Annotated in this window: 26 protein-coding genes; 20 read left to right on the forward strand and 6 right to left on the reverse strand. The window is 45.2% G+C overall.

The annotated features are described in order from the left end of the window. Window positions 1-121: 121 nt before the first annotated feature. Window positions 122-952 (reverse strand): PPK2 family polyphosphate kinase, encoded by an 831-nt coding sequence (locus ACWXW9_RS10860; RefSeq protein WP_494929403.1) that lies wholly within the window; start codon window positions 950-952, stop codon window positions 122-124. 104 nt (window positions 953-1056) lie between these two features. Continuing rightward, complete coding sequence (locus ACWXW9_RS10865) at window positions 1057-1428, reverse strand: tyrosine-type recombinase/integrase (RefSeq protein WP_494929404.1); 372 nt, start codon at window positions 1426-1428, stop codon at window positions 1057-1059. Between the two features lie 508 nt (window positions 1429-1936). Between ACWXW9_RS10865 and ACWXW9_RS10870 the strand changes: the two genes are divergently transcribed. Next, complete coding sequence (locus ACWXW9_RS10870; RefSeq protein ID WP_223264366.1) at window positions 1937-2515, forward strand: hypothetical protein; 579 nt, start codon at window positions 1937-1939, stop codon at window positions 2513-2515. Between the two features lie 36 nt (window positions 2516-2551). Continuing rightward, on the forward strand, window positions 2552-3172 hold the full coding sequence (locus ACWXW9_RS10875; protein WP_192511989.1) for a hypothetical protein: 621 nt from the start codon (window positions 2552-2554) through the stop codon (window positions 3170-3172). Between the two features lie 51 nt (window positions 3173-3223). On the opposite strand, the gene ACWXW9_RS10880 is transcribed toward ACWXW9_RS10875, so the two are convergent. Continuing rightward, entirely contained in the window at window positions 3224-3670 is a 447-nt protein-coding gene (locus ACWXW9_RS10880) for a YhfM domain-containing protein (protein ID WP_494929405.1), read from the reverse strand. Window positions 3671-4083: 413 nt separating this feature from the next. Between ACWXW9_RS10880 and ACWXW9_RS10885 the strand changes: the two genes are divergently transcribed. The 3 genes from ACWXW9_RS10885 (at window position 4084) to ACWXW9_RS10895 (ending at window position 7082) form a co-directional block, all read left to right on the forward strand. Beyond that, window positions 4084-5502: a transcriptional regulator gene (locus ACWXW9_RS10885; protein WP_494929406.1), complete on the forward strand. Its 1419-nt coding sequence runs from the start codon at window positions 4084-4086 to the stop codon at window positions 5500-5502. A gap of 390 nt (window positions 5503-5892) precedes the next feature. Beyond that, entirely contained in the window at window positions 5893-6849 is a 957-nt protein-coding gene (locus ACWXW9_RS10890) for a WXG100 family type VII secretion target (RefSeq protein WP_494929488.1), read from the forward strand. Window positions 6850-6860: 11 nt separating this feature from the next. Next, on the forward strand, window positions 6861-7082 hold the full coding sequence (locus ACWXW9_RS10895; protein WP_044648694.1) for a hypothetical protein: 222 nt from the start codon (window positions 6861-6863) through the stop codon (window positions 7080-7082). Window positions 7083-7427: 345 nt separating this feature from the next. On the opposite strand, the gene mnmA is transcribed toward ACWXW9_RS10895, so the two are convergent. Next, window positions 7428-8549 carry a tRNA 2-thiouridine(34) synthase MnmA gene (gene mnmA, locus ACWXW9_RS10900; protein ID WP_494929407.1) on the reverse strand — a complete coding sequence of 374 codons (1122 nt, stop codon included), beginning with the start codon at window positions 8547-8549 and terminating at the stop codon, window positions 7428-7430. Between the two features lie 304 nt (window positions 8550-8853). Here mnmA and cymR point away from each other — a divergent pair, with 304 nt between their 5' ends. The 4 genes from cymR (at window position 8854) to ACWXW9_RS10920 (ending at window position 11315) form a co-directional block, all read left to right on the forward strand. Further along, complete coding sequence (cymR, locus tag ACWXW9_RS10905; RefSeq protein ID WP_014282941.1) at window positions 8854-9273, forward strand: cysteine metabolism transcriptional regulator CymR; 420 nt, start codon at window positions 8854-8856, stop codon at window positions 9271-9273. A gap of 11 nt (window positions 9274-9284) precedes the next feature. Continuing rightward, entirely contained in the window at window positions 9285-10436 is a 1152-nt protein-coding gene (locus tag ACWXW9_RS10910; RefSeq protein ID WP_494929408.1) for a cysteine desulfurase family protein, read from the forward strand. Window positions 10437-10570: 134 nt separating this feature from the next. Next, window positions 10571-11092 (forward strand): PRC-barrel domain-containing protein, encoded by a 522-nt coding sequence (locus tag ACWXW9_RS10915; RefSeq protein WP_134913167.1) that lies wholly within the window; start codon window positions 10571-10573, stop codon window positions 11090-11092. A 10-nt stretch (window positions 11093-11102) separates the two neighbouring features. Continuing rightward, a complete protein-coding gene (locus ACWXW9_RS10920; protein WP_025682187.1) occupies window positions 11103-11315 on the forward strand; it encodes a YrzR-like zinc ribbon domain in 213 nt (70 codons plus the stop codon). 217 nt (window positions 11316-11532) lie between these two features. Here ACWXW9_RS10920 and ACWXW9_RS10925 read toward each other — a convergent pair whose 3' ends face one another. Continuing rightward, entirely contained in the window at window positions 11533-13506 is a 1974-nt protein-coding gene (locus ACWXW9_RS10925; RefSeq protein ID WP_494929409.1) for a methyl-accepting chemotaxis protein, read from the reverse strand. Between the two features lie 209 nt (window positions 13507-13715). Between ACWXW9_RS10925 and ACWXW9_RS10930 the strand changes: the two genes are divergently transcribed. Continuing rightward, window positions 13716-14783 carry an AI-2E family transporter gene (locus ACWXW9_RS10930; protein ID WP_044648689.1) on the forward strand — a complete coding sequence of 356 codons (1068 nt, stop codon included), beginning with the start codon at window positions 13716-13718 and terminating at the stop codon, window positions 14781-14783. A 71-nt stretch (window positions 14784-14854) separates the two neighbouring features. Here ACWXW9_RS10930 and ACWXW9_RS10935 read toward each other — a convergent pair whose 3' ends face one another. Next, window positions 14855-15106 carry a hypothetical protein gene (locus ACWXW9_RS10935; protein ID WP_494929410.1) on the reverse strand — a complete coding sequence of 84 codons (252 nt, stop codon included), beginning with the start codon at window positions 15104-15106 and terminating at the stop codon, window positions 14855-14857. 18 nt (window positions 15107-15124) lie between these two features. On the opposite strand from ACWXW9_RS10935, the gene alaS reads away from it, so the two are divergent. From alaS to ACWXW9_RS10985, 10 genes are all read left to right on the forward strand, one after another. Continuing rightward, window positions 15125-17758 (forward strand): alanine--tRNA ligase, encoded by a 2634-nt coding sequence (gene alaS / locus ACWXW9_RS10940; protein WP_494929411.1) that lies wholly within the window; start codon window positions 15125-15127, stop codon window positions 17756-17758. A gap of 136 nt (window positions 17759-17894) precedes the next feature. After that, complete coding sequence (locus tag ACWXW9_RS10945) at window positions 17895-18155, forward strand: IreB family regulatory phosphoprotein (protein ID WP_007431624.1); 261 nt, start codon at window positions 17895-17897, stop codon at window positions 18153-18155. 9 nt (window positions 18156-18164) lie between these two features. Further along, window positions 18165-18581, forward strand: a complete 417-nt coding sequence (ruvX, locus tag ACWXW9_RS10950; RefSeq protein WP_014282932.1) for a Holliday junction resolvase RuvX — start codon at window positions 18165-18167, stop codon at window positions 18579-18581. Window positions 18582-18594: 13 nt separating this feature from the next. Then, entirely contained in the window at window positions 18595-18897 is a 303-nt protein-coding gene (locus tag ACWXW9_RS10955; RefSeq protein WP_025682191.1) for a DUF1292 domain-containing protein, read from the forward strand. Further along, window positions 18894-19199 carry a DUF1292 domain-containing protein gene (locus ACWXW9_RS10960; protein ID WP_014282931.1) on the forward strand — a complete coding sequence of 102 codons (306 nt, stop codon included), beginning with the start codon at window positions 18894-18896 and terminating at the stop codon, window positions 19197-19199. Before ACWXW9_RS10955 ends, ACWXW9_RS10960 begins: the two co-directional genes overlap by 4 nt. A gap of 95 nt (window positions 19200-19294) precedes the next feature. Then, a complete protein-coding gene (gene mltG, locus ACWXW9_RS10965; RefSeq protein WP_494929489.1) occupies window positions 19295-20323 on the forward strand; it encodes an endolytic transglycosylase MltG in 1029 nt (342 codons plus the stop codon). Window positions 20324-20334: 11 nt separating this feature from the next. Beyond that, complete coding sequence (locus tag ACWXW9_RS10970) at window positions 20335-21264, forward strand: peptidase U32 family protein (protein ID WP_494929412.1); 930 nt, start codon at window positions 20335-20337, stop codon at window positions 21262-21264. 32 nt (window positions 21265-21296) lie between these two features. Beyond that, window positions 21297-22628 (forward strand): peptidase U32 family protein, encoded by a 1332-nt coding sequence (locus tag ACWXW9_RS10975; RefSeq protein ID WP_494929413.1) that lies wholly within the window; start codon window positions 21297-21299, stop codon window positions 22626-22628. Between the two features lie 223 nt (window positions 22629-22851). Next, on the forward strand, window positions 22852-25101 hold the full coding sequence (locus ACWXW9_RS10980) for a methyl-accepting chemotaxis protein (protein ID WP_494929414.1): 2250 nt from the start codon (window positions 22852-22854) through the stop codon (window positions 25099-25101). A 369-nt stretch (window positions 25102-25470) separates the two neighbouring features. Beyond that, window positions 25471-25572, forward strand: a complete 102-nt coding sequence (locus ACWXW9_RS10985; protein ID WP_082067271.1) for a sporulation protein YjcZ — start codon at window positions 25471-25473, stop codon at window positions 25570-25572. Window positions 25573-25654 lie beyond the last annotated feature (82 nt).

Consider the following 25654-nt stretch of genomic DNA (forward strand, 5'->3'; position numbering starts at 1 on the left):
TAAAACGCAAAAAAAGCCTCCAAATCCCTCACGCGGCATTTTCAGCCATGAGTAAGGCTTTGAAAGCTTTTTTTATTTGGTATGTTAATAAACACATGATAGAGTACTTGCGCCTGCGAAGCTATTTTTTATCCCGTTCTTTATACAGCTCAGGCAAAAGGGATTCCAGTTCCGGTCTTGGTTCAGGATCGGACAGCTTCATTTCCTCCAGCGTTTGGACGGCAATGCGCAGCACGGTATAATCCCTGTACCAACGGTTATCTGAAGGAACGACATACCACGGAGCCTGTTTGGTTGCACTTAGCTCCAGCACGTCCTCATAGTATTGCGTATATTGCTTCCAAAATTTACGTTCCTGCAAATCACTTGGATCAAGTTTCCAGTTTTTATGTGGCTTTTCAATCCGGTCGATTAGCTTCTCCAACTGGAATTGTTTTGAAATATGTAAAAAGATTTTGACGACCTTTACACCGCTATCCAACAGCAGTTGTTCAAAATGTTTGATATGTTTAATATTTCGTTTGGCCTGCTTGTCGGATATCTGACCGTGAACACGTGTAATTAGTACATCCTCATAATAAGAACGGTTGAACGCCGCGATATATCCCCGCCCCGGAGTTACGCTGTGGGCACGCCACAGGAAGTCGTGACTTAATTCTTCGGCTGTAGGCGATTTAAAACTGTGGACAGTCACCCCCGCCGGATTGAGGTTGGAAAATACCTGCTTGATGACGCCATCTTTTCCGCTGCAATCCATACCCTGAAATACAAACAAAACAGCTTGTTTTTTCTCCGTAAATAATTTGCTTTGTAGTTCCGCGAAGCGTTCCTTCAATTGATCTGTTTCCTGCTGAATTTCTTCTTTATTTTTGATATCCTGCGTATCCTTGGGGTTCCATTCTTTTAAAGAAACTTTTTTACCCGGTGTCAGCATTCCTAATGAATCAGGCATAAAGGCACGCTCCTTTTCAATTGAATTAAGATATCTTGTCTACATCATATACCCAAATAGGGGTGTTATCAAAATTTCCTTATGTATCAGTGTTTTTTCTTGGTCTAAACGGCTACATTTTCGACTTTCTGGTCACGCTTTTGGTCACAGAATTTTTCTTCAATTTCTAGTGAATCAGATACTTCTTTTTTACTCAGTAAATTACTCAATCCTACTGCTGCATCTGACTGCATGTTTTTCAATAAATGTGAATAAGTATCCAAAGTTATAGTTACACTACGATGTCCCAATCTTTCGGAAACAACTTTTGGATGTATCCCAATGGACAGCATCAACGAAGCAGAGGTATGTCTAAGATCGTGAAATCGAATAGATGGTAGTTCTAGTTCTTCTATCTTTCTTTTCATCAGCCTTGTAATTGTGTTTGGGAAAACTTGCTTTCCAATATTTGTGCAACAGACTAAATCATTGTCCACATACATTTCTTTACAGCCAGTTCTTTTTCCATAAAGACTCTTTCATGTTGCTTCTGCAACACTTCAATTACTTCGTCTGATATATCAATCGAACATTGAGATTTCTAAATATGGCCTGATTTTTACGATTGAAGTATTTTAGAAGTAAGCGATCTAAACCTGAAATTTTTATGAAGCCTTGAGCTTCAAAAAGCGTATATTGAGCCTGAAACAGAGCTATAAACTTACATTTCAAGTAGGAATAAAGAATCAAATTGATGTCGAATTATGAAATATTTTGTTTAAATGGTAGATTGTTGTAAAATTAAACTGTATATTAATAGTGGAAATGTCCAAATAAAAGGGAGGATTGAGTTGAAAACAAAATAAAATCTCAATGACTCTAGTTGTAGTGTCTTTAAAACTGGTGATGCGTTTGGACTTAGTAGTGTAGCAAGTGCTGCCAATGATTTAGTGGTTTTCTGTTGCGTCAGGAATGATAATAAGATTTCCAAATTTCCTAAAAGGGGTGCTAACCTTGAAAAGACTATTAGCTTCCAAGAAAAAACTTTTTTCCATGGTCGGAATATTATCTATTGCCGTGATTTCTATTAGTTCCACTTCTTTTGCAACTAGCTTTACCGGAGGGAGAAGCTCAGCCAATTTTAATGCATATTATGATTCCTCTGTTTCTACGAATGGCTATACCAGTGCCTATGATACCGCACGTTCTGATTGGAGCGCTGCGTCTGGATCAGTAAACATCGGTAAAACTACATCGACGAGTGGGACTCCAGACAAATATTATGTTGGTTCTACAGCTACTTCTGGTTTATTGGGAGTAACGACTCCTTATAACACATCTGGTGGTGTAGCAGGTGTAAGCGATAGATGGGCATTTGCTACTGTGGCAATTTATCATAATCAGATGGAGGCTTACGGTATGAATTCCGCACAAAAAACCTCCAACGCAACCCATGAGATTGGCCATACGTTATCTCAAGCGCATCCATCAACTTCTAGTAGCTCTGTTATGAAACAAGGTATTCAGTCTATCGGTGTTCAAGCATATGACAAGCAATCCTTAATTGCCAAGTGGGGAAACTAATTAGCGTAATAACTAATTTAGGGAAGGGGCACTATTATGACTTTTAATAAAAAAATAAAGTTGGGTATTTCTGTATTAGCGGTAGGGGGACTGATTGCTTCAGGGAGTCTTTTTTTTACATCCACGAATGCTTCTCCAAAATTTTCAGAATTAAATACTCCAAAAATCTCGTTAGAAGCTTCTTATATTGAATACGGAACGGCAGACGAGTTGGACTCCAATGCAGAACTTATTGTGATAGGGACTCCTTTACAGGGTTTTGACGATCGTCAACATATCGTTACGAGCTTTGATGATGGCACTATACAAGATTTTTACACACTTACTAATGTAAAAATTGACAAGGTAATTAAGTCACCCGAAGGTGTAGCACTGAACGCAGAAGAACCTTTGTCTATAGTCGAACCGATTTCTTATATTAAAGATGCTGGGGGCAAGAAAAAAATAGCTTATGAGGATTATACTGAATTGAAGCAAAATGAAAAAAGTATTATTTTTCTCAAGAAAAATACACAAGGACAGTATAGCGTAATCAATATGGATCTCGGAAAGTTTGCTATTGAACCTTCTTCTCAATCCCCTAGTATTTCGGGGGAAAAACAAGATTCAAAAGAAAAATTCCGAAAATCAGTATTGGAAAAATATGATTTGAAATAAAATCAAAAAAAGGTCTGTTCTTTATTTAAACAAAAGAACAGACCTTTTTAGCTAATCTTTAATTCTCTCAAGTAATTTATTTATCGAATTTGTGGAGTTGACTGATATCTTGTACGCAGTATGAGTATCGTCCTTATTCACATACATAGCATTGCTGGTTGGATCGTTATGGTTAATCCATAAATAATAAGAATCTTTTGTTTCATCTTTTTGGAATGTAACTTCGTAATTTGGAGAATCCGTATTAACTGTACCTGATATCTTTTCTGATTCCTTAATTGCATTGATAAATATCATAGTGTCCGAAGTATCATTAAATGTAGCAATTACATCTTTTTTTGTTTGTTGTTGCAGTGTTGCGTCCTTCTGTAGTTTGTAGACTATTATTTTCTCCTGCCCCTTCCCGCTTTGAGAAATAACTATTTTTTCAGCGTTAGAGCTACAAGCTGTTATTAGCAACAACACGATAATCAAAAACAATATTCCATTCTTTCGCATAATAGAACAAATCCCCTTTCTGAATTTTACTCTATAGACGATCAGAATTGGTGAAATGTTTCAGTTTAAAGAATAATTTTGTTTTAATGTATAAAAATAGATAATAGTGTGGGAAGAATTTTACAATGGAATATGAACGCAGCTATTAAATCAGGTAACTTTGTATTGCTTAAGATGTCCTCTGGTTTTCCACCATAAACGATACATAAGCAAAATGTGGGTACTCTTAATCAAGAAATCTTTGTAAACAATCCGAAAAGGTATCTAAAGTAAATAACTGAAAGGTATATGATTTTATTCCAAAATGCGGTACAATCAATAAGGATACCAAATCTTCATTTTCTAGTTTATTAACCACATGTTAATTAATGTGGAATCATATGACGAGTTCACGCTGAAAGGGTGGTTTATCCATGGAAATCACACCTACGATACGGGCAGAATTAGACAGATACCTAAAACAAGAGGGTTTGAGCATAGCACAATTCGGGAATCTTTCAGGCATTAATAGGGGGATAGTAAGTGGTATTGTGACAGGAAATAAGTCTATGTCTGTTAACCAGCTTGACCGAATTACTGAGGCCATGGGTTTACCAGAAGGCTACTATTATGACTTATTTGTAGAAAACTACATCATCGACTTCCCCCCGAATATGAGACGAATCGAGCCATTTTTGTATCGCAGTGCGGAGTTGAACAAGCTGGATGCGATCCGTCGAGTGATGGGAGCCATCATGGACAATCTACTCTATTCGCTTAAACTATTTGACATTGCAGAAGCACTATTTACACAGGGTCGGCATGCTGCTGCGTTGTTACTCTTTGAGGGGATTGCAGAAGCGGAAAAGTACCAGCACTCCGAAAGATTGGCAGTCTGTCAATATCGTATATTCACGATTCAGATTGGAGACGATCAAAGCCGAAACCTCAGGGGATCTGCGATATTTGAAGCTTTTGTAGAGCGCCTGAATGAAATAGACCAGCTTGATGCATTAAAGGATTTGGCAAACGTGTACAGGTCCTTGCGTAAATGGGACAAGGTTGACGAAATGGCAAGGAAAATGAGAGGAAAAGCGGAAGTCCAATATTCAATGAAGCATCAGCAAAAGAATCGAAAGAACAGGGAGCATGAAAAGGGAACCAGGGGGCCGTTATTTGGATATATTGCTTATGCTGACTTATTGTGTGCCAGTGTTTGTGAAGCCCAAGGCGATTATCAGCAAGCTCTACAATATACATACGCCTACGCAGACTTGGATTGGGTCAAAGAGACTGACGAGGATACAAAACACTGGGTAAACTTATTCAAAGATTGGGCAGAAGGTAATACGTATGTAAATAAGCTCCTGTCTGGAGATACGAGTGTGCTTCCAGAGTACGTTGAATATATAGTAGTGACATCAATCGCCAACAATAATGAGAAGCTCTCCAAGCTGTTGAACGTTATGATAGCAGCTAACCGATATGGAATAGATGTGGATGATGTCCTTTTACGTTTTGAAACGGACATTAATTCTTTTTCTCATCTCCCAGCTTCTACAGATATATATACCCAACAAGTGATACCAGACTATTTTGCATGGTTTGGTTACGAAATGGCTCATTACTATTTACATCGAGGTGTGTACAGTGATGGTTTTAAATATTTGATGAATGCAATGGTAAAAGCGAATATACTAAATAACGAGACATATTTTATAAATTGTATGGGCTTATTTTTACATTTTCAGGATTATGCGGTTCCTGAAACTAAAGCAGGTTTTTTTAATCTTATTGAAAAGGTGTGGTTAAGTAATGTTAAAAAAAATGGCACTGCTAATCGTTGCGAGTAGCTTTTTGTTTTTTGTAGCCGTACCCGCTCAGACGCACAATCATGATCAGGGGATTCAGACCCTTGTACAGATTGGTGGATTTTAAATGTGTAACAAATTGAGAGTTCGTTCAAAAATGCACTCCTAAAATGGGTTGTTGGAGAGAACCAACAGGTTCAGCCAATGAAATTTTGGGGTGCATTTTTTATATATGAGTAATCAATATACAAATGAAAAGGCAACCCCAAATAATTTTGGTTTGGTAAAGACTCAAACTGACATTGCCCAAAAGTTAAATATTAATACCTGAATTACAGAATATGCTTGAAGAACAAGATATGAAAGCGACGATTGCTATATCCTAACTAAGGCATCATCTAACAGGGATACACACTACTTTAGACATAGTAAATCTGTTTATATCAGTTCATTTGTCAACGATTCTTTCAGGACTTCCAAAGATCACAACAATCCATGAGTGTGACGCTTGAACGATTATCGACAGTAGCACAGGAACTTATTTTTATCTCAAAAAACTTCACACAGGTGGACGGAGAAAAGGTAGTATTGGATGTACCGGGGAATGGTGCACCTATTAAAACGGCATCCAGCGATGAAGGCTGGCTACATAAAATTTTTGAACAAATTGGACAAGCTGAGATCACCAAGGCTGAAACCCAGATGGAAGCTAGCAAGCTTCAAGGAGAAATTTTATGGGATACTGTTCAAGGAGCAAAAGGAGCCATTCAGGAAGATTTAACCTTGGGGATGTTGCCTGATAAAGAACGGGACTATGATCATCCAATGGCAGCTAAAGTAGGTGAAATTCTCGGTCATGTAGCTACGACATTGCAGGGGGCTGGTGAGGTAATAGTTGGAACAGGTGGAGAAGGATTATCAGTTGCTGTTTCATCTACAGGCGTTGGTAGTATAATCGGAATACCGGGATTGATTGGCTCAGCGGCTTTAGCGGCACATGGAGGTACAACCGCAGTTAAAAGTGCAAGTGGAATAGGGAAAAACTCAGCGGAATTGTGGCAGATGGTGAAGGGAGAAGGTGGAGGTTCATCTAAACAAACACTTACTTCCAATAAGGGAACGTCGATAGATGTTACTCCTTCATCTAATCATACTAGTACAACAACGAACCCGCATCCAGATAAAGGTGAACCCAGCTCTTCTGTTGATATTCTGGATAAAAATACAGGTGAGATAAAAACAAGAAGATATTATGATGAAAATGGAAGAGCTACACGCGATGTAGACTATACGAATCATGGAAATTCAAAGCAGCATCCAGAGTGGCCTCATGAACATGTTTTTGAATGGAAAGAAGATGGGACATTTAAAAGAGTTAACAAGAAGTAGGAGGGATTGTTTTGGAATACAATGAATTGGTGGAACGTTTTGAAATGGGGGAAGAGTTTCAATTCTACTATAAAAACGATAGCTATTGGATTAGCCAGAATGAAGAAGAGTACTTTCTTACTCGTGAAAGAGACAGTTTTTCGCAGTCGTTTGAATCAGCAAGAGAGTTGTTTGCTAATGGGAAGATTGCTGACAAGACTATTTTAGAATTGTGGGATAACATAGTGATTTGAAAAAGTACAATTTCAGCTTGCCCTTTAACAATAAAAAGGGGCGAGCTTTTTTGCATAGTTAGCCTATCTGAATAAAGGGGATGTAATTTGCATACACCTTATTATGGATACCCTTCAGCTAATGGTGATTCGATATGACTAGATGAAAAGTAATGAGCGAAAAGCATTGATACAATAAGGTTTTTTGAGGTTTAATGAAACTAGATGAGAAGCTTATTGATAGCTTGTCTACATAATATGCCCAAATGGAGAAAAGAGCATCTTTTCATAAAAAAAGGCGTCCCTCCATAATTAGGAGAGACGCCCTTTATTTAAGTATTTATGCCACGTCAAACGTATATTCATTTAAACCGTTTCAGGCTGGAGCTTTTCAACCTTGTCAATGGTTCCGCCACCCAGACACCGTTCGCCATCGTAAAATACGACAGCTTGTCCGGGCGTAATAGCCTTTTGATGTACGTCGAATACGACGTGTACGGTTCCGTCCTCAAGCCATTGTAAAGTCACTTGTTGATCAGGCTGGCGATAACGGAACTTGGCTGTACAACGAAATTCACCGGAAGGACGCGTATCCGTGCCCGCTATCCAGTTTACGTCGGTTGCGATCAGGCTGGTGGAATACAGGCTATGGTGACGGTCACCCTGTACCACATACAAAATATTCTTTTCCAGATCCTTGTCAGCTACGAACCACGGTTCGCCTGAACCGGAGCCGCCAATACCCAAGCCTTGCCGTTGGCCGAGTGTATAGTACATCAGACCATCATGGCGTCCTTTGACTTCACCTGTAGCGATATCCACCATGTCTCCGCCCTTAGCAGGCAGATACCCGCTCAGAAACTCCTTAAAATTACGCTCGCCGATGAAGCATACGCCTGTACTGTCCTTCTTCTTGGCTGTATACAGTCCCGCAGCTTCCGCGATCTTGCGGACTTCCGGCTTCGGCAAATGCCCGATAGGGAACATCGCCCGAGACAATTGCTTTTGGCTCAATGCATTCAGGAAATAGGTCTGATCCTTGTTGCTGTCCACACCGCGAAGCAAGGTAAAACGACCGTCTTCCTCCACAACCCGGGCGTAATGTCCTGTAGCAACATAATCTGCACCCAAATCCAGCGCTTTATTGAGGAATTCGCCGAATTTAATTTCGCGGTTGCACATGACATCCGGGTTTGGAGTACGTCCAGCCTTATATTCATCAAGAAAATACGAGAATACTTTATCGAAGTATTCTTTTTCAAAATTGACGGTATAGTAAGGAATGTCGATCTGCTCGCAGACACGGCGTACATCCTCCGCATCCTCCTCAGCCGTACAACGGCCAAATTCATCCGTGTCATCCCAGTTCTTCATGAAGATGCCGATTACGTCATAGCCCTGCTCCTTCAGCAGCAGCGCGGTAACGGATGAGTCGACGCCCCCGGACATACCGACGACGACACGGGTTTCATGATTGGCTTTAGCCATGGTCATCACCCAATTCTTTCAATATTGTTGTAGAACCCTCCTATTGTAACATAAATGATAACAAGTTACGATGGCTGGGCGATCCAACGACACGGAGAACGATGGGAGAAAGCTCCATAAAATGGGCCAAAGCCGTTCCAAATCGCCTGAAAACAACTTTTTTTAAGATTGTTACCGTAATGTTTCCCTTTACCTGCCCTAATATGTTAACATAAGCTGAGGGTTAAGATCGGAATAGAGAGGTATATAACACCAGTTATTCCGCGTGTTTAACGGAATTGTTACTATAAGTGAGGTGGCACAATTGAAAATATCAACAAAAGGCCGTTACGGCCTGACGATTATGATGGAACTTGCAGCCAGGTTTGGCGAAGGTCCGACGTCATTGAAAAGTATTGCCGAGAAAAATCAGCTCTCCGAGCATTATCTGGAGCAGCTTATTGCGCCTTTGCGCAATGCAGGTTTGGTAAAAAGTATCCGTGGTGCTTACGGTGGTTATATTCTGGCGGGTGAACCGGCAGGGGTAACGGCTGGAGACATTATCCGTGTATTGGAAGGTCCGATTTCTCCGGTGGATTTCACTGAAGAAGACGATCCGGCGAAGCGTCAGCTATGGCTACGGATTCGTGACAGTATTGCAGAAGTGCTGGATTCCACTACGCTCAAGGACTTGATCACATACCAGGAACATGATGAATTGGATAACTACATGTTCTACATTTGAGGTGGATTGACATGAACAGAATTTATCTGGATCATGCCGCATCGACTCCTATGCATCCTGAGGCTGCGCAGACTATGATGGACATCATGACCGGCCAATTCGGCAACGCTTCAAGCGTTCATGCCTTTGGCCGAGATGCCAAGCGCACCGTCAGTGCTGCGCGGGATGCCGTTGCGGCCTCTTTGGGCTGCAAGCCCGAAGAAATCATATTTACAAGCGGAGGGACAGAAAGCGATAATCTGGCCCTGTTCGGGGCGGCTACGGCAGATGGCCGCACTTCGGGCCATATCATTACGACAGCCATTGAGCATCATGCGGTGCTTCATGCTTGCGCTGAACTCGAAAAAGCGGGTTACGAAGTGACCTATGTGCCAGTCAATAGCTTTGGGCGCGTCAATCCAGCGGATATAGAGGCTGCGATTCGGCCGAATACTTTTTTGATCAGCATGATGTATGCCAACAATGAGGTAGGCGTAATTCAACCGATCCATGAGGTGGGGCAGATTGCCGGAGAACATGGCATTGTATTTCATGTGGATGCGGTTCAAGCTTACGGACATATACAGATAGATTGCCAGAGCCTTCCGGTTGATTTGCTTAGCGTATCCGGTCATAAGATCAACGGCCCGCAAGGCGTTGGAGCTTTGTATATCCGTCAGGGTACACGTATCCAGCCTTTGATGCACGGGGGACTTCAGGAGAAAAAACGCCGTGCAGGGACGGAAAACATTGCCGGGATTGCAGGCTTGGCTAAAGCAGCTTCTCTTGCCAACACCTCTATAGAGGAACGTTGGACGCTCGATATGAATCTTCGCCAAACGCTACTCAAAGCACTGGAAGACACTTTGGGTCGAGACGCTTTTGTAATCAACGGCGACCCTGAGCATTTTTTACCGAATGTTCTGAATCTCAGCTTCCCGGCTATCGGTACGGAGACCATGCTGATGAATCTGGATATGGAAGGAATTGCAGCAGCCAGCGGTTCAGCTTGTACATCCGGGTCCTTGGAACTGTCGCATGTATTGCAGGCGATGGATCTTCCTGAAGATGTTTTGAAATCAGCGATTCGGTTTAGCTTCGGTTTGGGTAATACTACGGAAGAAATGGAATACACGGCCAAGAAAATTGAAACCATATGGAAGCGGCTGCGTACTAGGTACTAGGGATTTCTCCGCACTTTAATAAGAAGGGAGGGGCGGTTTTCCATTTCATTGCATGAACGGAACCAAGGTCTGACACGCATGAAGGAAAAGGCCCGCACCTCCGTTCGGATTGCAGAATGAGGAGGCACCCTATTATGAAGCTTCAGGATATGATCGGACTTGCCGTTTTTGATGTTGAGGACGGGAAGCAGATCGGTAAAATACACGATTTTATGGTGACGGCTGATTGGAAAATTACAGGGATCGAGTTGGAGGGCAAGGGCCTTTTTTCATCTCAAGTAAAAATGGTGGCTTGGGATGATATCGTCGCTTATGGCGAAGATGCAATTATGATTCGCAATCAGCAGGCTGTTCGTAAAACGGAGGCCAATGATATACAACATACGTATTTGCTTGGACCCGGTAAGCTGAAGGATTTATCCGTGCTTACAGAGGAAGGGCTTATGCTCGGACATATTTCGGACGTTTATTTTGACCAGGAAATGGGCAATAACATAATAGGCTTGGAAATCAGCGATGGTTTTGTATCGGATATTATAGAAGGGCGGAAATGGCTGCCCTGCACCGAAGAAATGTCCATCGGGGAGAATGCTGTTATGGTGCCCCCGTTAAGCGAGCAGCGTTTGGAAAAAGCCATATATTCTGTTAATGGATAGGGTGAGTTTATTGAGATGTCCGAATTGTAATTCCAAAGATATCGGCAAAATCGGCTCCCATCAATTTTATTGTTGGGGATGCTTCATCGAACTTCAAGTGAATGGTGAAAAAATGTCCGTCTACCAAGTGGAAGAGGACGGTACGCTTAGTTCACTGGACGACCTGTTCTTTGGAGATGACATGGCACAGCAGGACCTGCCGCAAATCCATGCTTCTTCCTAAGTTCACTCTGGAGTAGGGACAGGCAGTCCATCTAATGTGGTGTGGACTATACCGTTCGGCAGATGAACGGATAACAGATTGGACCATACTTGATGAATAACGAAGAGGGTGATTCCCGATGGCTATAATAGCCCGGGAGTCACCCTCTTTTTCATATAGATTCCTGTCTGGATAGATAGCATGCTGTTTATCTGTTTTTTTAAGCAGCAGCAGTGTTTTATAGCTTAAAGCGTTTGACCTCTTCCAGCAGCAGGTCTGCGTGCGAGTCGAGTTTGGCGGAAAGCTCGGCAATATTGTTCATGGAGTGCCCTTGCTCCTGTACGGAGGAAGCCACTTCCTCGGTGGAAGCTGCGCTTTGCTCAGAAACGGCGACTACGCTGGAAATGACATCGGAAATATGTCCGGCGTTTGTACGGAGATGACCAGCCGCAGCGGATACGTCCTCAATCTGGGTAAGCATATGCTGAGAAGCTCCTCGTATGGACTCGAACGCTTGTCTCGTAGCGGTAGCCGCACGTTCCTGTTCTACTGTTACAGCGAGAGCCTTCTTCATTTCCTCTGCGCTCCGCAGTCCCGCAACCTTGATTTCCTCCAGCTTGTGCATAATGCTGTCACTGGAGCTTCCTGCTTGTTCAGCCAGCTTGCGTACTTCCCCGGCAACGACGGCAAAGCCGCGTCCGTGTTCCCCGGCACGGGCTGCTTCAATGGAAGCATTTAGCGCAAGCAGATTTGTTTGGGCTGCAATATCATGGATGGCCCCCGCCAGCCGTTCAATATCCTGTGTTTTCAACGTGAGCGAGTCTACAGCTTCACCTACAGCGGTTGTGGTTTGTCTGGACTCGGCTGCAAGTTTCGCTTGACGCTCCGCTGTTTCGTACCCGGCCAGCACGGCAGAGTCCGTTTCCAGCACGGCGGCTTGGGTTCGCTTGACGCTTTCACCGATCTGGTCGATGGATCCAGTCATATTCGACAGCTTTTCAGAGCCGGAATATACAGCCTCGGCCTGATCACTTGCTCCTTGGGCAAGCTCCTGAACCGCACTGGATATTTGTGATGCAATGGTACCGGTATCCTTGGCGTGCTGGTGCATATCATGAGAAGCTGAGCTGACCTCGCCAGCCGTATCTGCCACTTTGCGCAGCAAATGAGAGAGATTATCCGACATGATATTAAAATCCGTACCCAAGCTGGCAATTTCATCTTTGCCCTTAATATCCACACGTGCTGTCATATCCCCTTCAGCCACCCGCTTGACGTTCGCTTGAAGCCTCCGAATCGGCTTGATAAAGCTGTTCGCCGCCCAAACCGCCAGCAACATAGCAACAACAAAGATGATAGCAACAGTAATGAGTAACTGATTGCGTGTAGAGTAATACTCCTGAAAAGCAATATTTTTTGAAATAGACAAACCTACGATCCAGCCTGTGCTGGGCATTTTCTTAAAATAAAGCTGGCGATCACTGCCATTGTAGCTATAGTCGGCTTTTCCCGAAGGGGCGCTGAGCAGTGCCGCTGTTGATGAACCCAACTCGGGCGTATCCTTGAGGTTTTTACCAGCCAGCTTGCTGTCCGGATGCGCGACGACAACTCCATTCTGGTCAATCAGAAATGCGTAGCCCAAACCGTTCAGGTTTATGTTTTTTATGATTTTTGTCATGTCGTTTAACATAATATCTTCACTGATCACCCCAGTGATAGAGCCATTGGAGTCCTTGAGAGGCTTTGCAATGGAAATGGTGAAGTCCTGGCTTCCTGCATCAATGTATGGTGAGGAATAATACAATTCCCCCTTGGTTTTGGCATCCTTGTACCACGGACGTGTGCGAGGATCGTAGCCCGCATCAGACCAGCCGGAGCCATCCCAGTAGGCTCCATCCTCAAATCCTGCATAAATGTTAGCGATACTTTGATCCTTATAGTTTTGAAAGGCCACCTTTAGAGAAGCTATTTTGGCATCAGAGGTAATATCACTGGATTGCAGTCCGGCAGCCAGTGTTTCGATAATTTTGGCGTTTCCGCGTGTCCATCCGTCGAGCTGGTTGACAGTCTCGGAGGCTTTGCTGTTCATAAGCTCTTGGGTATCATGGTTAGCCTGATTTTTAATGCTTGTCATGCTAATTACGGACAAAGGTCCTGCTGAAACGACAACAATGCAGGTAAAAAGGAGAATAAGTTTCATTTTCAAATTCATAAAAATACCCCCGATGGTTCAGAAATGTGAAAATTAAGGTAGTTCTTTTTATTTATATCGTCAGACGGAATCACTTTGTTAATCATTTTCAGCCGTTTTCATATTTCTTTACAATGGTTATTTTTGGGTGCCGTCAGATCTACAGGAAGGATTAAAGTAAAGGTACAGGCATATACTGAATAGAGGCTAGTCCGGTAAGGGGGCACGGTATGGAGCAATTAACGAAAAGCAGGCTGTTCCGATACGGAATATGGACACTGCTGGGACTCGTCATTCTATATTTTATCTGGTTGCTGCGGCCTTTGTTTTTGCACCTGTATGATTTTCTAAAAACGATTATTGCGCCATTTGCGGTGGCGATGATTATTTCCTATGTGCTTAATCCTGTGGTCAATATGCTGGGCGGACGCAAGGTACCTCGAAGTGTAGCCGTTCTGCTCATTTATGCCGTATTTTTGGGCAGCCTCGTCGTTATTCTGATGCACCTGATTCCGATGTTTATTGATCAACTGGATGAACTGAATGAGCACCTGCCCGAGCTGACCATGCATGCACAGGGATTAATGACGAATATGGACGGGAGTATTTTACCCCAAGGGGTACGCTCGGGCATGAATCAGTGGTTTTTTCAACTTGAAAACCGGATGGCTACAGGCATTGCCGCTTTTATGGACAACATCGGCGGGATGATCAATATGTTGTTCAATGTGTTCATTGTGCCGTTTCTCATTTTTTATATTTTAAAGGATTTCGATGTGTTTGAACGGGCCATTGTGTCTTATCTCCCGCGATCCCGCCGCAAGGCTATTGTAACGGTGCTCAAGGAAATTGATCAGGCGCTCGGTAACTATGTGCGCGGACAACTGCTGGTGTGCGTCATTATCGGGGTGATGGCCTATATCGGATATATGCTGATTGGCATGCCTTATGCGCTGCTGCTGGCAGGAGTGGTGGCTGTGTTCAATATTGTGCCTTATTTAGGCCCGTTTTTGGGGGCTGCTCCGGCGGTCGTTATGGCTTCTACGGTTTCTTTTAAAATGGTGCTGCTGGTCGTAGTCGTCAACACCTGTATTCAAGTGCTGGAAAGTAACGTCATTTCTCCCCAGGTGGTTGGACGAACCTTGCATCTACATCCGATTGCCATCATTTTCGCACTGCTGGTGGGCGGGGAAATAGCGGGAATAACCGGGTTGATTTTGGCGGTTCCGGTGATGGCGGTCTTGAAGGTGGCGCTCCAGCATTTTTTTGCTTATTACGTGAAGCGCAAAACGATCTGATTTCGTCCATATCCCCGTCTGAAATCGCGTTGACACGGCTAAATGACACGGATATACTGAATTGAGTATGTTTAAATGTGTTTATCCAGTAGGGAAAGCTCATTTCGGAGTGCGGGCTGAACCCGCCGGGATGCTCCCGTTACCAGTGAAAACAAGGCGATCGCTCGTCCGTTAATCAGATGTTGGGTGCGCAGCTTGCGCATGTAGCATTTCGTACAGAGGGGACGACGATAACCAGGGTGGTACCGCGATACAATCGTCCCTGATCCGTTCAGGGGCGTTTTTCTGTTTTTATGGCCTGTGCCAAGTACAAGTGACACCATAATTAGGAGGCTACTTATATGAAAGCTAGTGAAATCCGCTCCAAATGGCTGGAGTTTTTTGAAAGCAAGGGACATGTGATTGAACCAAGCGCACCGCTTGTTCCACATAAGGATCCTTCCCTGCTGTGGATTAATGCGGGGATGGCACCGCTTAAGCCTTATTTTGACGGACGTGTGAAGCCTGAAAATCCGCGTATCGCCAATTCGCAAAAATGTATTCGCACGAATGACATTGAAAATGTCGGCAAAACGCGCCGTCATCACACCTTTTTCGAAATGCTCGGTAATTTTTCAATTGGCGACTATTTTAAGGAAGAAGTCATTGTGTGGGCATGGGAGTTTCTGACTGATCCGAAGTGGATCGGCTTTGACCCGGAGCGTCTGGCTGTAACCGTGTATCCTGAGGATGAAGAGGCATACAAGCTGTGGAACGAAAAGGTAGGACTTCCTGCTGAACGTATTATCAAACTGGAAGATAACTTCTGGGATATTGGCGAAGGCCCTTGTGGACCTTGTACGGAAATTTTTTATGATCGCGGTGAAGCTTACGGCAGCGACATGACGGACCCTGAAATGTATCCGGGCGGGGAAAACGAGCGTTATCTGGAAGTATGGAACCTCGTATTTTCACAATTCAACCATAACAAGGATGGCAGCTACACGCCGCTTCCGAACAAAAATATTGATACAGGCGCCGGATTGGAGCGTTTTGCATCCATTTTGCAAAATGTGGATTCCAACTTCGATACGGATATTTTCCAACCGATTATTCAGAAAACAGCCGCTATGGCAGGGGTTAAATATAACGAAAATGTGGACAGCGATGTGGCACTCAAAGTGATTGCCGACCATGTTCGTACCGTAGCTTTTGCGATTGGTGACGGTGTGCTGCCTTCCAACGAAGGCCGTGGTTATGTTATCCGTCGTTTGCTGCGCCGTGCTGTACGTTACGGAAAAATGCTGGGTATGAACCGTCCATTTATGTTTGAACTGGTGGAAACGGTGGGAGATGTCATGGGCGTGTACTACCCTGAGGTAGTGGACAAGCGTGATTTCATCATCAAGGTAATCAAAACGGAAGAGGAACGCTTCCACGAAACACTGACAGATGGATTGACAATTTTGTCCGATATCAGTGCTCAGGCGAAAGCGGAAGGTCGCGATGTCATCAGTGGAGCGGACGCTTTTAAACTGTATGATACGTATGGTTTCCCATTCGATCTCACCGAGGATTATGCGGACGAGCAAGGCTTAAAAGTAGACCGTGAAGGCTTTGATGAAGCGATGCAGGAGCAACGGCAACGTGCGCGTGACGCTCATCAGGACAATGCCAGCATGAAGATTCAGGGTGGAGCCTTGTCTGACCTGGCGGTTAAAAGCGATTTTGTTGGATATAATGACCTCGTAACCGAGTCTAAAATTGTGGCTATTGTATATGAAGATGTGCTGGTGGACAGTGTTAGTGAAGGACAGACTTGTCAGGTCGTGCTGGACGTGACTCCTTTTTATGCTGAAAGCGGAGGACAGGTCAGTGACCATGGCTTGCTGCGCGGGGGTACGGTAATGGCGAAGGTCGAAGGGCTGTTCAAGGCACCGCAAGGCCAGCATGTACATCAGGTCGTCGTGGAAGCCGGTGAGCTGAACATTGGCGATACGGTGAAAGCGGAAGTGGACCAAGCATCTCGCGGTGAAATCGAAAAAAATCATACGGCTACGCATTTGCTTCACAAAGCTCTTAAGGAAGTACTGGGTGACCATGTCAATCAGGCAGGTTCACTGGTGGAGCCTGGGCGTCTGCGGTTTGACTTCTCCCATTTTGGAAGCATTACGCCGGAAGAACTGGCGGATATTGAGCTGCGTGTAAATCGCGCCATTTGGAGCCAGCTGGATGTAAATATTGAACTGAAACCGATTGATGAAGCCAAGGCTCTCGGAGCGATGGCGCTGTTCGGTGAAAAATATGGAGATATCGTACGTGTCGTCAAGGTAGGCGATTACAGCATTGAGCTGTGCGGCGGCTGTCATGTGAGCAACACCTCACAAATCGGACTGTTCAAGCTTGTCAGCGAGAGCGGCATCGGATCGGGTGTTCGCCGGATTGAAGCGGTGACCGGACGCTTTGGCTTTGAATATATGGAGGGCCAGTTGGAGTTGCTAAAAGTATCGGCAGGTCTGGTGAAGTCCAAGCTGTCCGAGGTGCCAAAACGCATCGAATCCTTGCAGCAGCAAATTAAAGACCTCAGTCGTGAAAATGAATCGCTGCAAAGCAAGCTGAGTGTTATTGAAGCGGGCCAGTTAACCGATCAGGTCGTACAAGCTGGCGGAGTACAACTGTTGGCTGCACGTGTACAGGCTTCCAGTATGGATGCGCTGCGTGCAATTGCCGATGAACTGAAAGGCAAGCTTCCGACTGCTGTGCTGGTGCTAGGGGCTGCGATGGACGACAAAGTTAATTTTGTCGTAGCTGTACCGGCAGAGCACACCAAGGCCGGGCTTCATGCAGGCAAGCTTGTGAAGGAAATTGCTGCGGTATGCGGCGGCGGCGGTGGCGGCCGTCCGGATATGGCGCAAGCCGGAGGCAAGGATGCCAGCAAGCTGGACGAAGCGCTCGTGCGTGCCCGTGAATTGGTAGTGGCGGCTTCTCAAAGATAAAGTTCGATAATTTTTGCGGAATTTTGGAAAAAACCGAACTTAGACATTTCCTTGAAGGGCTCTGCTTATGGTATGATGTATAAGAATAAGCTGGCATAAACATGTACACATGTTTTGTGGAAGCGAGGTGTCAACAGTGGATTCCATGGACAAAACGGTCAAATTTAATGTCAAGGCGGATGAGAAGGAAGCTTCTGCTCAGGAGATTTTGTTGACCGTATATGATGCTTTGGTAGAAAAAGAATACAATCCGATCAATCAGATTGTCGGGTATTTGTTGTCAGGTGATCCGGCTTATGTGCCACGGCATAATAATGCCAGAAGCTTGGTACGCAAAAAAGAACGCGATGAATTGATTGAAGAGCTGGTTCGTTTCTATCTGGCCAAGCACCGTTAGGAGACAGGCATGAAAGTAATGGGATTGGATTACGGGGACCGCCGAATCGGGGTCGCCGTAAGTGATGCCTTCGGCTGGACCGCCCAAGGATTGGAAGTCATAGAACGACGCGGTGACGACAGCGAGTTCGGTAAGATTGCAAATCTGGTCCGTGACAATGAGGTCGGCGAGGTTGTAGTAGGCTTGCCTAAAAACATGAACGGTACCGTGGGTCCACGCGGTGAGATTTGCATTGAGTTTGCGAACCGACTCAAGGAGTTACTGGGTTTACCCGTTCACCTTTGGGATGAACGGCTGACGACGCGTTCGGCAGAGCGCACGCTCCTGGAGGCCGACGTCAGCCGAAAAAAACGCAAGCAGGTGGTAGACAAACTGGCCGCAAGCCTGATCTTGCAAAACTATTTGGACGCACACAGTACAAGGTGAGGGGGATTTCGTAATGGCTGAAAATCAAGTGGGTATGGAAGAAGAGCCGGAAATTATTTACATTGCCGATGACGAGGGCAACGAGGAAGAGTTCGAGGTCATTATGAAGTTTGAGGTAGACGGTTCCGAAGCGAAGTACATGATGGTTGCGCCAGTGGACCCTGAAGCCGACGAGTCCGATGTGTACGCCTTCCGTTACGAGGAAGAAGGCGATGATATTAAATTGTTTGTGATCCAAGACGATGCCGAATGGGAAATCGTTGAAGAGACCTTTAATACATTTGTGGAAGAAGAGGACGAGGAAGACGGGAAATGACGAACTATTCACGTGAAGACCTGAGCTGGACCTCTGATTTGAAGGAAGCGTTCGGCGGCGATGTAGAGCTACAGGATGAACAGGGCCGTGCGGTACGCATGGAACTGGAAGCAGAGTTCAAGGTAGGAGAGCAACGGTACGCCGTATTGCGCAAACCTGGAGCTGCTGAAGGCGAGCATGAGTTGTATCATGTGAGCCCATCCCCGGAAGGTGATATTTCCATCACCACGATTGAGGATGACGATGAGTGGGAAGATATTTCCGAGCTGTATGATGAATGCACACTGCCGGAAGAGCTGTAAGGTCTGGATAACGAGGAGATCAAACCTGAAAGGGCGGACCAGTCCGCCCTTTTTGGCTGTGAAGGAGTTGGGTGGAATTGAAGCGAAGGACGACATTGGTTACGTTGCTTCTATTGTTTGTGATCATAGCAGGCGGAGCAACTCTATATATTTGGAATGCCATGCAGCCTGTCCAGACGAAGACGCAGCCGGTTGCATTTACAGTAGTGAAGGGAATGGGTACATCCGCTATAGCAGATACGCTGGAGCAAAAGGGACTCATACGTAATGCGCTCGTGTTTAAGGCCTATCTTAAATTCAAACAGCAAGGCAGTGCGTTTCAGGCCGGAAAATATGAGGCACAGCCTGGTGCTACCTTTGATCAGTTGATTGCCAAGCTATCGGCAGGGGACGTTGTGAAAGAGGAAATGATCCGTTTTACGATACCGGAAGGATTTACGATCAGACAGATGGCTGATAAGCTGCAAAAGGAAGGACTGGCGGACCAGAAGCAATTTTTGCAGCTGGCCAACGATCCGTCCGCTTTTGACGTCGCGCTGGTGCGGGACATTCCAAAGAAGGCGGGGCTTCGCTATGCGCTGGAAGGCTATCTTTTCCCGGAAACCTATGAGCTGAAAAAGGGCAGTACGACCAAAGATATTATACAGGCAATGCTGGAACAGACGCAAAAACGTCTGGAGACCGTTCCCGATTTGGACGCCAAGCTGAAACAGCGGGGGGAAACGCTGCATCAACTGCTGACCGTTGCTTCTCTGGTGGAGCGCGAGGTCGTTGTAGATAATGAACGGCCTGTCGTGGCTGGCGTTATTTATAACCGGCTCAAGCAGGATAAGAAGCTGGAAATTGACGCTACCGTTCAATATATGCTGGACAAGCAAAAGGAACGGCTGTACTACAAGGATTTGGCTGTAGAAAGCCCATATAATACGTATTTGCATCAGGGGCTTCCACCGGGGCCGATTGCAAGCCCCAGTCTGAAATCAGTGGTAGCGGCTTTACAGCCGAACGCTACGGATTATTTATTTTATGTGACCAAAAAAGACGGAACGCACGGACATTTGTTTGCCAAGACATATAAAGAACATTTGCATAATATACAGGTGAGCAACCGTAAGACAAATTAGGAGGTGAGCCTGTGGCTTACAAACCCGAACTATTGGTAACTGCCAGCTCTCCAGAGGATGCCCGTCAAATGCTGGAGGCTGGAGCAAGCGCATTGCTTATTGGAGATGACCGCTTTGGGATGCGGTTACCGGGACATTTTACACCGGACCAAATCCGTGAGGTTGTGGAAGAAGCTCGGAAGCATATGGCCCAGGTATATGTATCCATGACCAACTTGATGACGAACGAGCTATTGCCGTTCCTTCCCGAATACGTGCAGACGCTTGCCGGATGCGGTGTAGATGCCATTGAGTTTAATGATCCGGCCGTATTAATGGCGGTAAAGGAATATGCCCCTCATTTGAAGTTGTTCTGGAACGGTGAAATGATTTCCACCAACTTCGCAACCGCCAACTATTGGGGAGAGAAGGGCGCTTCGCGTGTCATTTTGGCCCGTGAGCTCAGTATGGACGAAATTACGGAAATGGTGCCCAAGCTGAACATGGAGGCGCAGGTTCAGGTACATGGCATGACCAATATTTATCATTCCAAGCGCAAGCTTGTACAAAGCTATATGCTGCATCAGGGACGCCCGGTGGAAGGTGATCTGGGCAGAGAGCGCGGCTTGTTTTTGATCGAAGCAGAGCGGCAGGAAGAGAAGTTTCCGATTTATGAGGATATCAACGGAACGCATATTATGAGCTCGGACGATTTTTGTATTATGGAGGACCTGCATATTTTGATGGAGGCAGGCGTGCACAGCTTTAAGATCGAGGGCTTGTTGAAGCCTACGGCTTATAACGCGGCGGTCGTTCGTGCTTATCGCAAGGCGATGGATACTTTTACAGCCGATCCGGACGCTTATGCTTATGATGAAAGCTGGCTGGATGAGGTTCGCCGTCTTCAAGATCCTGAACGGGAACTGTCCTTCGGATTTTTCTATAAAGAACAGGTTTATTAATTTGAAAAAGAGTACACAGAGGGGGGAACGTCATGGGAACGATGACCAAAACGAGAAAGTATATGGGCAAGCGGAATCGTCTGGATAAGCCGGAGCTGCTGGCTCCTGCCGGAAATCTGGAAAAGCTGAAGTTTGCTATTCACTATGGCGCGGATGCCGTGTACATTGGTGGACAAAAATACGGTCTGCGCTCCAATGCCGATAATTTCAGCTTTGAGGAAATGCGGGAAGGCGTAGAGTTCGCGAAAAAATATGGTGCCAAAGTTATTGTTGCTACCAACATTTATGCGCACAATGAGGATATTGCGGGGATTGAAGAATACCTGCGTAATTTGCACAAGGCGGGTATTCATGCAGTCATCGTCGCTGATCCTGCGATTGTATCTGTGGCATTACGTACGGTGCCGGAGCTGGAAGTGCATTTGAGCACCCAGCAATCGACGTTGAACTGGCAGGCGGTAAAGTTCTGGAAGAATGAAGGACTGCCGCGTGTGGTACTGGGCCGTGAGACCAGCCTGGAGGAAATTGAAGAAATTAAAAAGCATGTGGACATCGAAATCGAAGCCTTTGTCCATGGTGCGATGTGCTCTTCATTTTCCGGTCGTTGCGTGCTGTCCAATCACTTTACGGACCGAGATTCCAATCGTGGGGGCTGCTGCCAGTCCTGCCGCTGGAAGTACGATCTGTTTGAGGATGCCCGTCAAGACGAGGTGTGGATATCTGAAGAAGAGGCGCAGGATAGTAATGTGCTGAAGCAATTCCAGCTTGGCGTTAATCAGCTTCCACTGTTTGAGGAAAATGATAATGCTTTTTCCATGGGCTCTAAGGACCTTTGCTTGATTGAAAATGTCCCTGATCTGATTGACGTCGGTGTGGATAGCTTCAAAGTAGAGGGACGTATGAAGTCCATTCACTATGTGGCTACGGTTGTAAATGTCTATCGTCAAGCGATTGACTCCTATATGGCTGATCCTGAAAATTATGTGCTCAAGCCGGAATGGATTGATGAAATTAACAAGGCAGCCAATCGTCCGCTGAATACCGGCTTTTTCTATGATACACCGGATCATGAGGATCATATTTATGAACCGGAAGAAAAGGCTGCGCCTTATGATTTTGCCGGACTGGTTATGGACTACGATGCTGAAAGTAGTATAGCTACCATTCAACAGCGTAACCATTTTAAACCGGGACATGAAATTGAATTTTTTGGTCCGAACGGTACGTTTTTTAAACAAACGGTCGGAACGATCTGGGATGAAGAAGGTAACGAACTGGATGCTGCCCGCCACCCGCTTCAACGGATCAAAATGAAGGTAGATCAGCCTGTATCTTATTTTGACATGATGCGTAAAAAGAAGTAATTAAGTCTTAAGTCTTGGATAAAAAGATTCAAAAGCCTCTCCTATCGGTTGGAGGGGCTTTTTTTTGAATACTTTTCTAGGAAAAAAGTTTCACAAAATTTAGTGGGAGTTGAAAGGAAAGCTACATTCCTCGTCGAATAGTTCCGATAGATATTATATAGATAATAGATACATAACGGATACGTGGATCAGGAAACTAATTATAGGGTGGTAGGTGAGAGAGATGGGTTTTTTGAAAAAAGAGGGGAATACAACGAAGAAGCAAGCAAAAAAAACGGCTATCATTAAAGGTATCAAGGGCAGCAAGGCGACAACGGCTAAAGGAGACAAAGCAGCGGAGACGTCTTCGAAGGTTGTTCCCTGGTTAGCTAAGGCTACTCGTGTAGGCGCATACAATTTAAAGCGCTTACTCAAGCCGGAAAAGTACAGTAAGGATTTTATGCATCTGGTCAAAAACTATAATCCGGTTCGTTCGGTAGGTATGAAGCTGTTTTTGATCTTTTTTACAGCGATTATGTTGTTTGTGATCAGTCTGGGAATGATTTCATATTTTAAAGCCAAAAACACAATTGAACAAAATGCGGCTACCGCATACCAGCAAACGGTTCAACAAACGGCAGAGAAGCTGGATATCATTTTGGAACGCTTTCAGGATACCTCGACACAGGTGTTTTTTGATACTGAATTAAGTGATCAGCTACAAAAGGCGGCAAAGCAGGAGAAAAATTCGTTTGATTCATTTGTCGCTATGGGTGAAGTAAACAAGAAGTTAACGAATATTGCATTTACAAACAAGGAAATTGATTCGCTTTATCTGTATCCTGAACAGACGGATCTGGCTGCTATGGGCACAGGAACACAAAAGGATGTACGTCAGGAAGCATGGTTCAAGGATATTTTAAAAAATAAAGGGATCGTCTGGTTGCCTACACAGGAAAATGAAAATGGCAGCAAGACGTTTCGTCTGGCTCGTTCCATGAACAGCATGTCCGGCTTGGGCGGTACTTACGTTCTGGTCATGGATTTGAAGTCCAGTGCCGTGGATGATCAGTTGAAGAGTATTGATCTGGGTGCGGGCAGTATGATTAGCCTTATTACACAGGATGGCGTTTTTATAGGCTCTAACATTGAGGCTCTGGCTGGAGGGAAACAAAAGCTGGATTACGTTTCACAGCTTCAGGGTATTGAAGGAAATCAAATTTTGGAGCAGTCAGCAAATGGGAAAGTGCAAAATGTACTGGTCGTGCATAATACGCTGGGAACCTCCAAATGGATTCTCCTGGGTGTCGTACCTGTATCTGTGCTGGTTAAAGATGCCGAAGGGATTTTAACGACGACCTGGATTTTTGCTACAGTGGCGGCACTGATCGCGTTGTTCATCGGTTTGTGGATGGTGCGCCTTGTGGCTCTCCCTTTAACGCATTTAAAGGATCTGATGCTGGAAGGAGCCAAAGGCAATCTGCAAGTTCGTACCAACTACAACGCGCAGGATGAAATCGGGCAGTTGTCTGTAAGCTTTGATACGATGATGGAGCAGATTACTTTGCTGGTAGATCAGACGAATGTTTCAGCCCAAGAGGTGCTGGATACAGCGACGGAACTCAGTGATGCCTCGAAGAAGACAGCCATCTCAGCCAAGGAAATTGCAGCGGCTACTGAGGAAATTGCTCACGGATCCGCCAGCTTGGCGACAGAGGCTGAACGTGGCAGCGGACTGACCGGAAACATATCACAGCAAATGGAAACGGTTATAGCTTCCAACCATGAAATGAGCAAGGTCGCACAGGAGGTCGAGCAATCCAGTGAACAAGGAACGGTTCAGTTGAAAAACCTTCTGGGTAAGACCAAGGTTACGGAGGAAACAACGCATGCGCTTGTGAGCAAAGTAGACAAGCTGAAGGAGACGACCTCCGATGTCTTTAAGGTGCTGGATGTGCTACAGGATATTGCGAAGCAAACGAATATTTTATCGTTGAATGCTACGATTGAAGCGGCAAGGGCCGGAACGGCAGGTCGCGGATTTATGGTGGTGGCCAATGAGGTTCGCCAGTTGGCTGAACAATCACGTCAAGCCATTCGCACCGCGACGGGAATTATTAATAACATCGTCGGCGAGATGAATGAGACGGTTCAGGCGTTATCGGAGGTATATCCACTGTTCCGACAGCAGATGGGAGCCGTACAGGAGACGACGGACATTTTCCAATCGGTACAGCAGCAAATGGGAGAATTCGCGCTTCGATTGGGCACGGTTACCTCATCTATTCAGGAGCTGAGTGAATCGCAGGCGACCTTGTCGGAGGCGATGACCAGTGTGAGCGCGGTAGCAGAACAGTCCTCCGCCACTTCGCAGGAAGTCGCTTCCCTCAGCATCGAGCAGGCAAATATCGGGAATCAACTGGTAGGATTGTCTGATAAGCTGGAAGGAGTATCGACGAATTTGAAGGAGCAGCTTTCGCGGTTTACCGTGTAAAGCATGGGTCTTCATAAATTGTAGGAGCTTGCTCGCGTTTGCAGGATTATCTTGTTATATGAATTTATTGTTTACCCAGAAGCCCTTTCCTTAGCCAAGACCTTGCATAGCCTATACAGTACGTTAAAACAAAGGAGGCGTTCTTGTGGGGGAAATGGAAAGAGGCTTCGGAGGAGTGTGGACATCAATAGCTGCTATCCTGACACTGTTTATTTTGTTAGTGATCATCTTGAAAACATTTCTCTTATAACATTGTGGGCTCTACTGCGTTGTACTGGTAGAGCCTTATTTGTTTGCCTGAATGCCCTGCCCTTGAGTAATCTCCTACATATGCTGAAGTGTACTACACATCAAAGGAGGGATCGAGCCATGGGTGGATTTGAAGGTGGTTACGGCGGTTGGACTTCTACTGGTGCAATTTTGGTACTCTTTATTCTGTTGGTTATCATCACTAAAGCAATTTGGATTTAGTTCGTAAATAATCGTGAAGGCAATGTTTAATAACTAACCACTCGGCTTCCCAAGCTGGGTGGTTTTGCTTTTCAACAAAACG

It is taken from the genome of Paenibacillus sp. LT-B23 (genome assembly GCF_059417685.1).

Bases quoted from the DNA above. Each gene is read 5' to 3' on its own strand.
- ACWXW9_RS10860 (WP_494929403.1), bottom strand. From the start codon at position 952: ATGCCTGATTCATTAGGAATGCTGACACCGGGTAAAAAAGTTTCTTTA.
- ACWXW9_RS10875 (WP_192511989.1), top strand. From the start codon at position 2,552: ATGACTTTTAATAAAAAAATAAAGTTGGGTATTTCTGTATTAGCGGTA.
- ACWXW9_RS10880 (WP_494929405.1), bottom strand. From the start codon at position 3,670: ATGCGAAAGAATGGAATATTGTTTTTGATTATCGTGTTGTTGCTAATA.
- ACWXW9_RS10885 (WP_494929406.1), top strand. From the start codon at position 4,084: ATGGAAATCACACCTACGATACGGGCAGAATTAGACAGATACCTAAAA.
- mnmA (WP_494929407.1), bottom strand. From the start codon at position 8,549: ATGGCTAAAGCCAATCATGAAACCCGTGTCGTCGTCGGTATGTCCGGG.
- ACWXW9_RS10910 (WP_494929408.1), top strand. From the start codon at position 9,285: ATGAACAGAATTTATCTGGATCATGCCGCATCGACTCCTATGCATCCT.
- ACWXW9_RS10915 (WP_134913167.1), top strand. From the start codon at position 10,571: ATGAAGCTTCAGGATATGATCGGACTTGCCGTTTTTGATGTTGAGGAC.
- ACWXW9_RS10925 (WP_494929409.1), bottom strand. From the start codon at position 13,506: ATGAATTTGAAAATGAAACTTATTCTCCTTTTTACCTGCATTGTTGTC.
- ACWXW9_RS10930 (WP_044648689.1), top strand. From the start codon at position 13,716: ATGGAGCAATTAACGAAAAGCAGGCTGTTCCGATACGGAATATGGACA.
- ACWXW9_RS10935 (WP_494929410.1), bottom strand. From the start codon at position 15,106: ATGGTGTCACTTGTACTTGGCACAGGCCATAAAAACAGAAAAACGCCC.
- alaS (WP_494929411.1), top strand. From the start codon at position 15,125: ATGAAAGCTAGTGAAATCCGCTCCAAATGGCTGGAGTTTTTTGAAAGC.
- ruvX (WP_014282932.1), top strand. From the start codon at position 18,165: ATGAAAGTAATGGGATTGGATTACGGGGACCGCCGAATCGGGGTCGCC.
- ACWXW9_RS10955 (WP_025682191.1), top strand. From the start codon at position 18,595: ATGGCTGAAAATCAAGTGGGTATGGAAGAAGAGCCGGAAATTATTTAC.
- ACWXW9_RS10960 (WP_014282931.1), top strand. From the start codon at position 18,894: ATGACGAACTATTCACGTGAAGACCTGAGCTGGACCTCTGATTTGAAG.
- ACWXW9_RS10975 (WP_494929413.1), top strand. From the start codon at position 21,297: ATGGGAACGATGACCAAAACGAGAAAGTATATGGGCAAGCGGAATCGT.
- ACWXW9_RS10980 (WP_494929414.1), top strand. From the start codon at position 22,852: ATGGGTTTTTTGAAAAAAGAGGGGAATACAACGAAGAAGCAAGCAAAA.
- ACWXW9_RS10985 (WP_082067271.1), top strand. From the start codon at position 25,471: ATGGGTGGATTTGAAGGTGGTTACGGCGGTTGGACTTCTACTGGTGCA.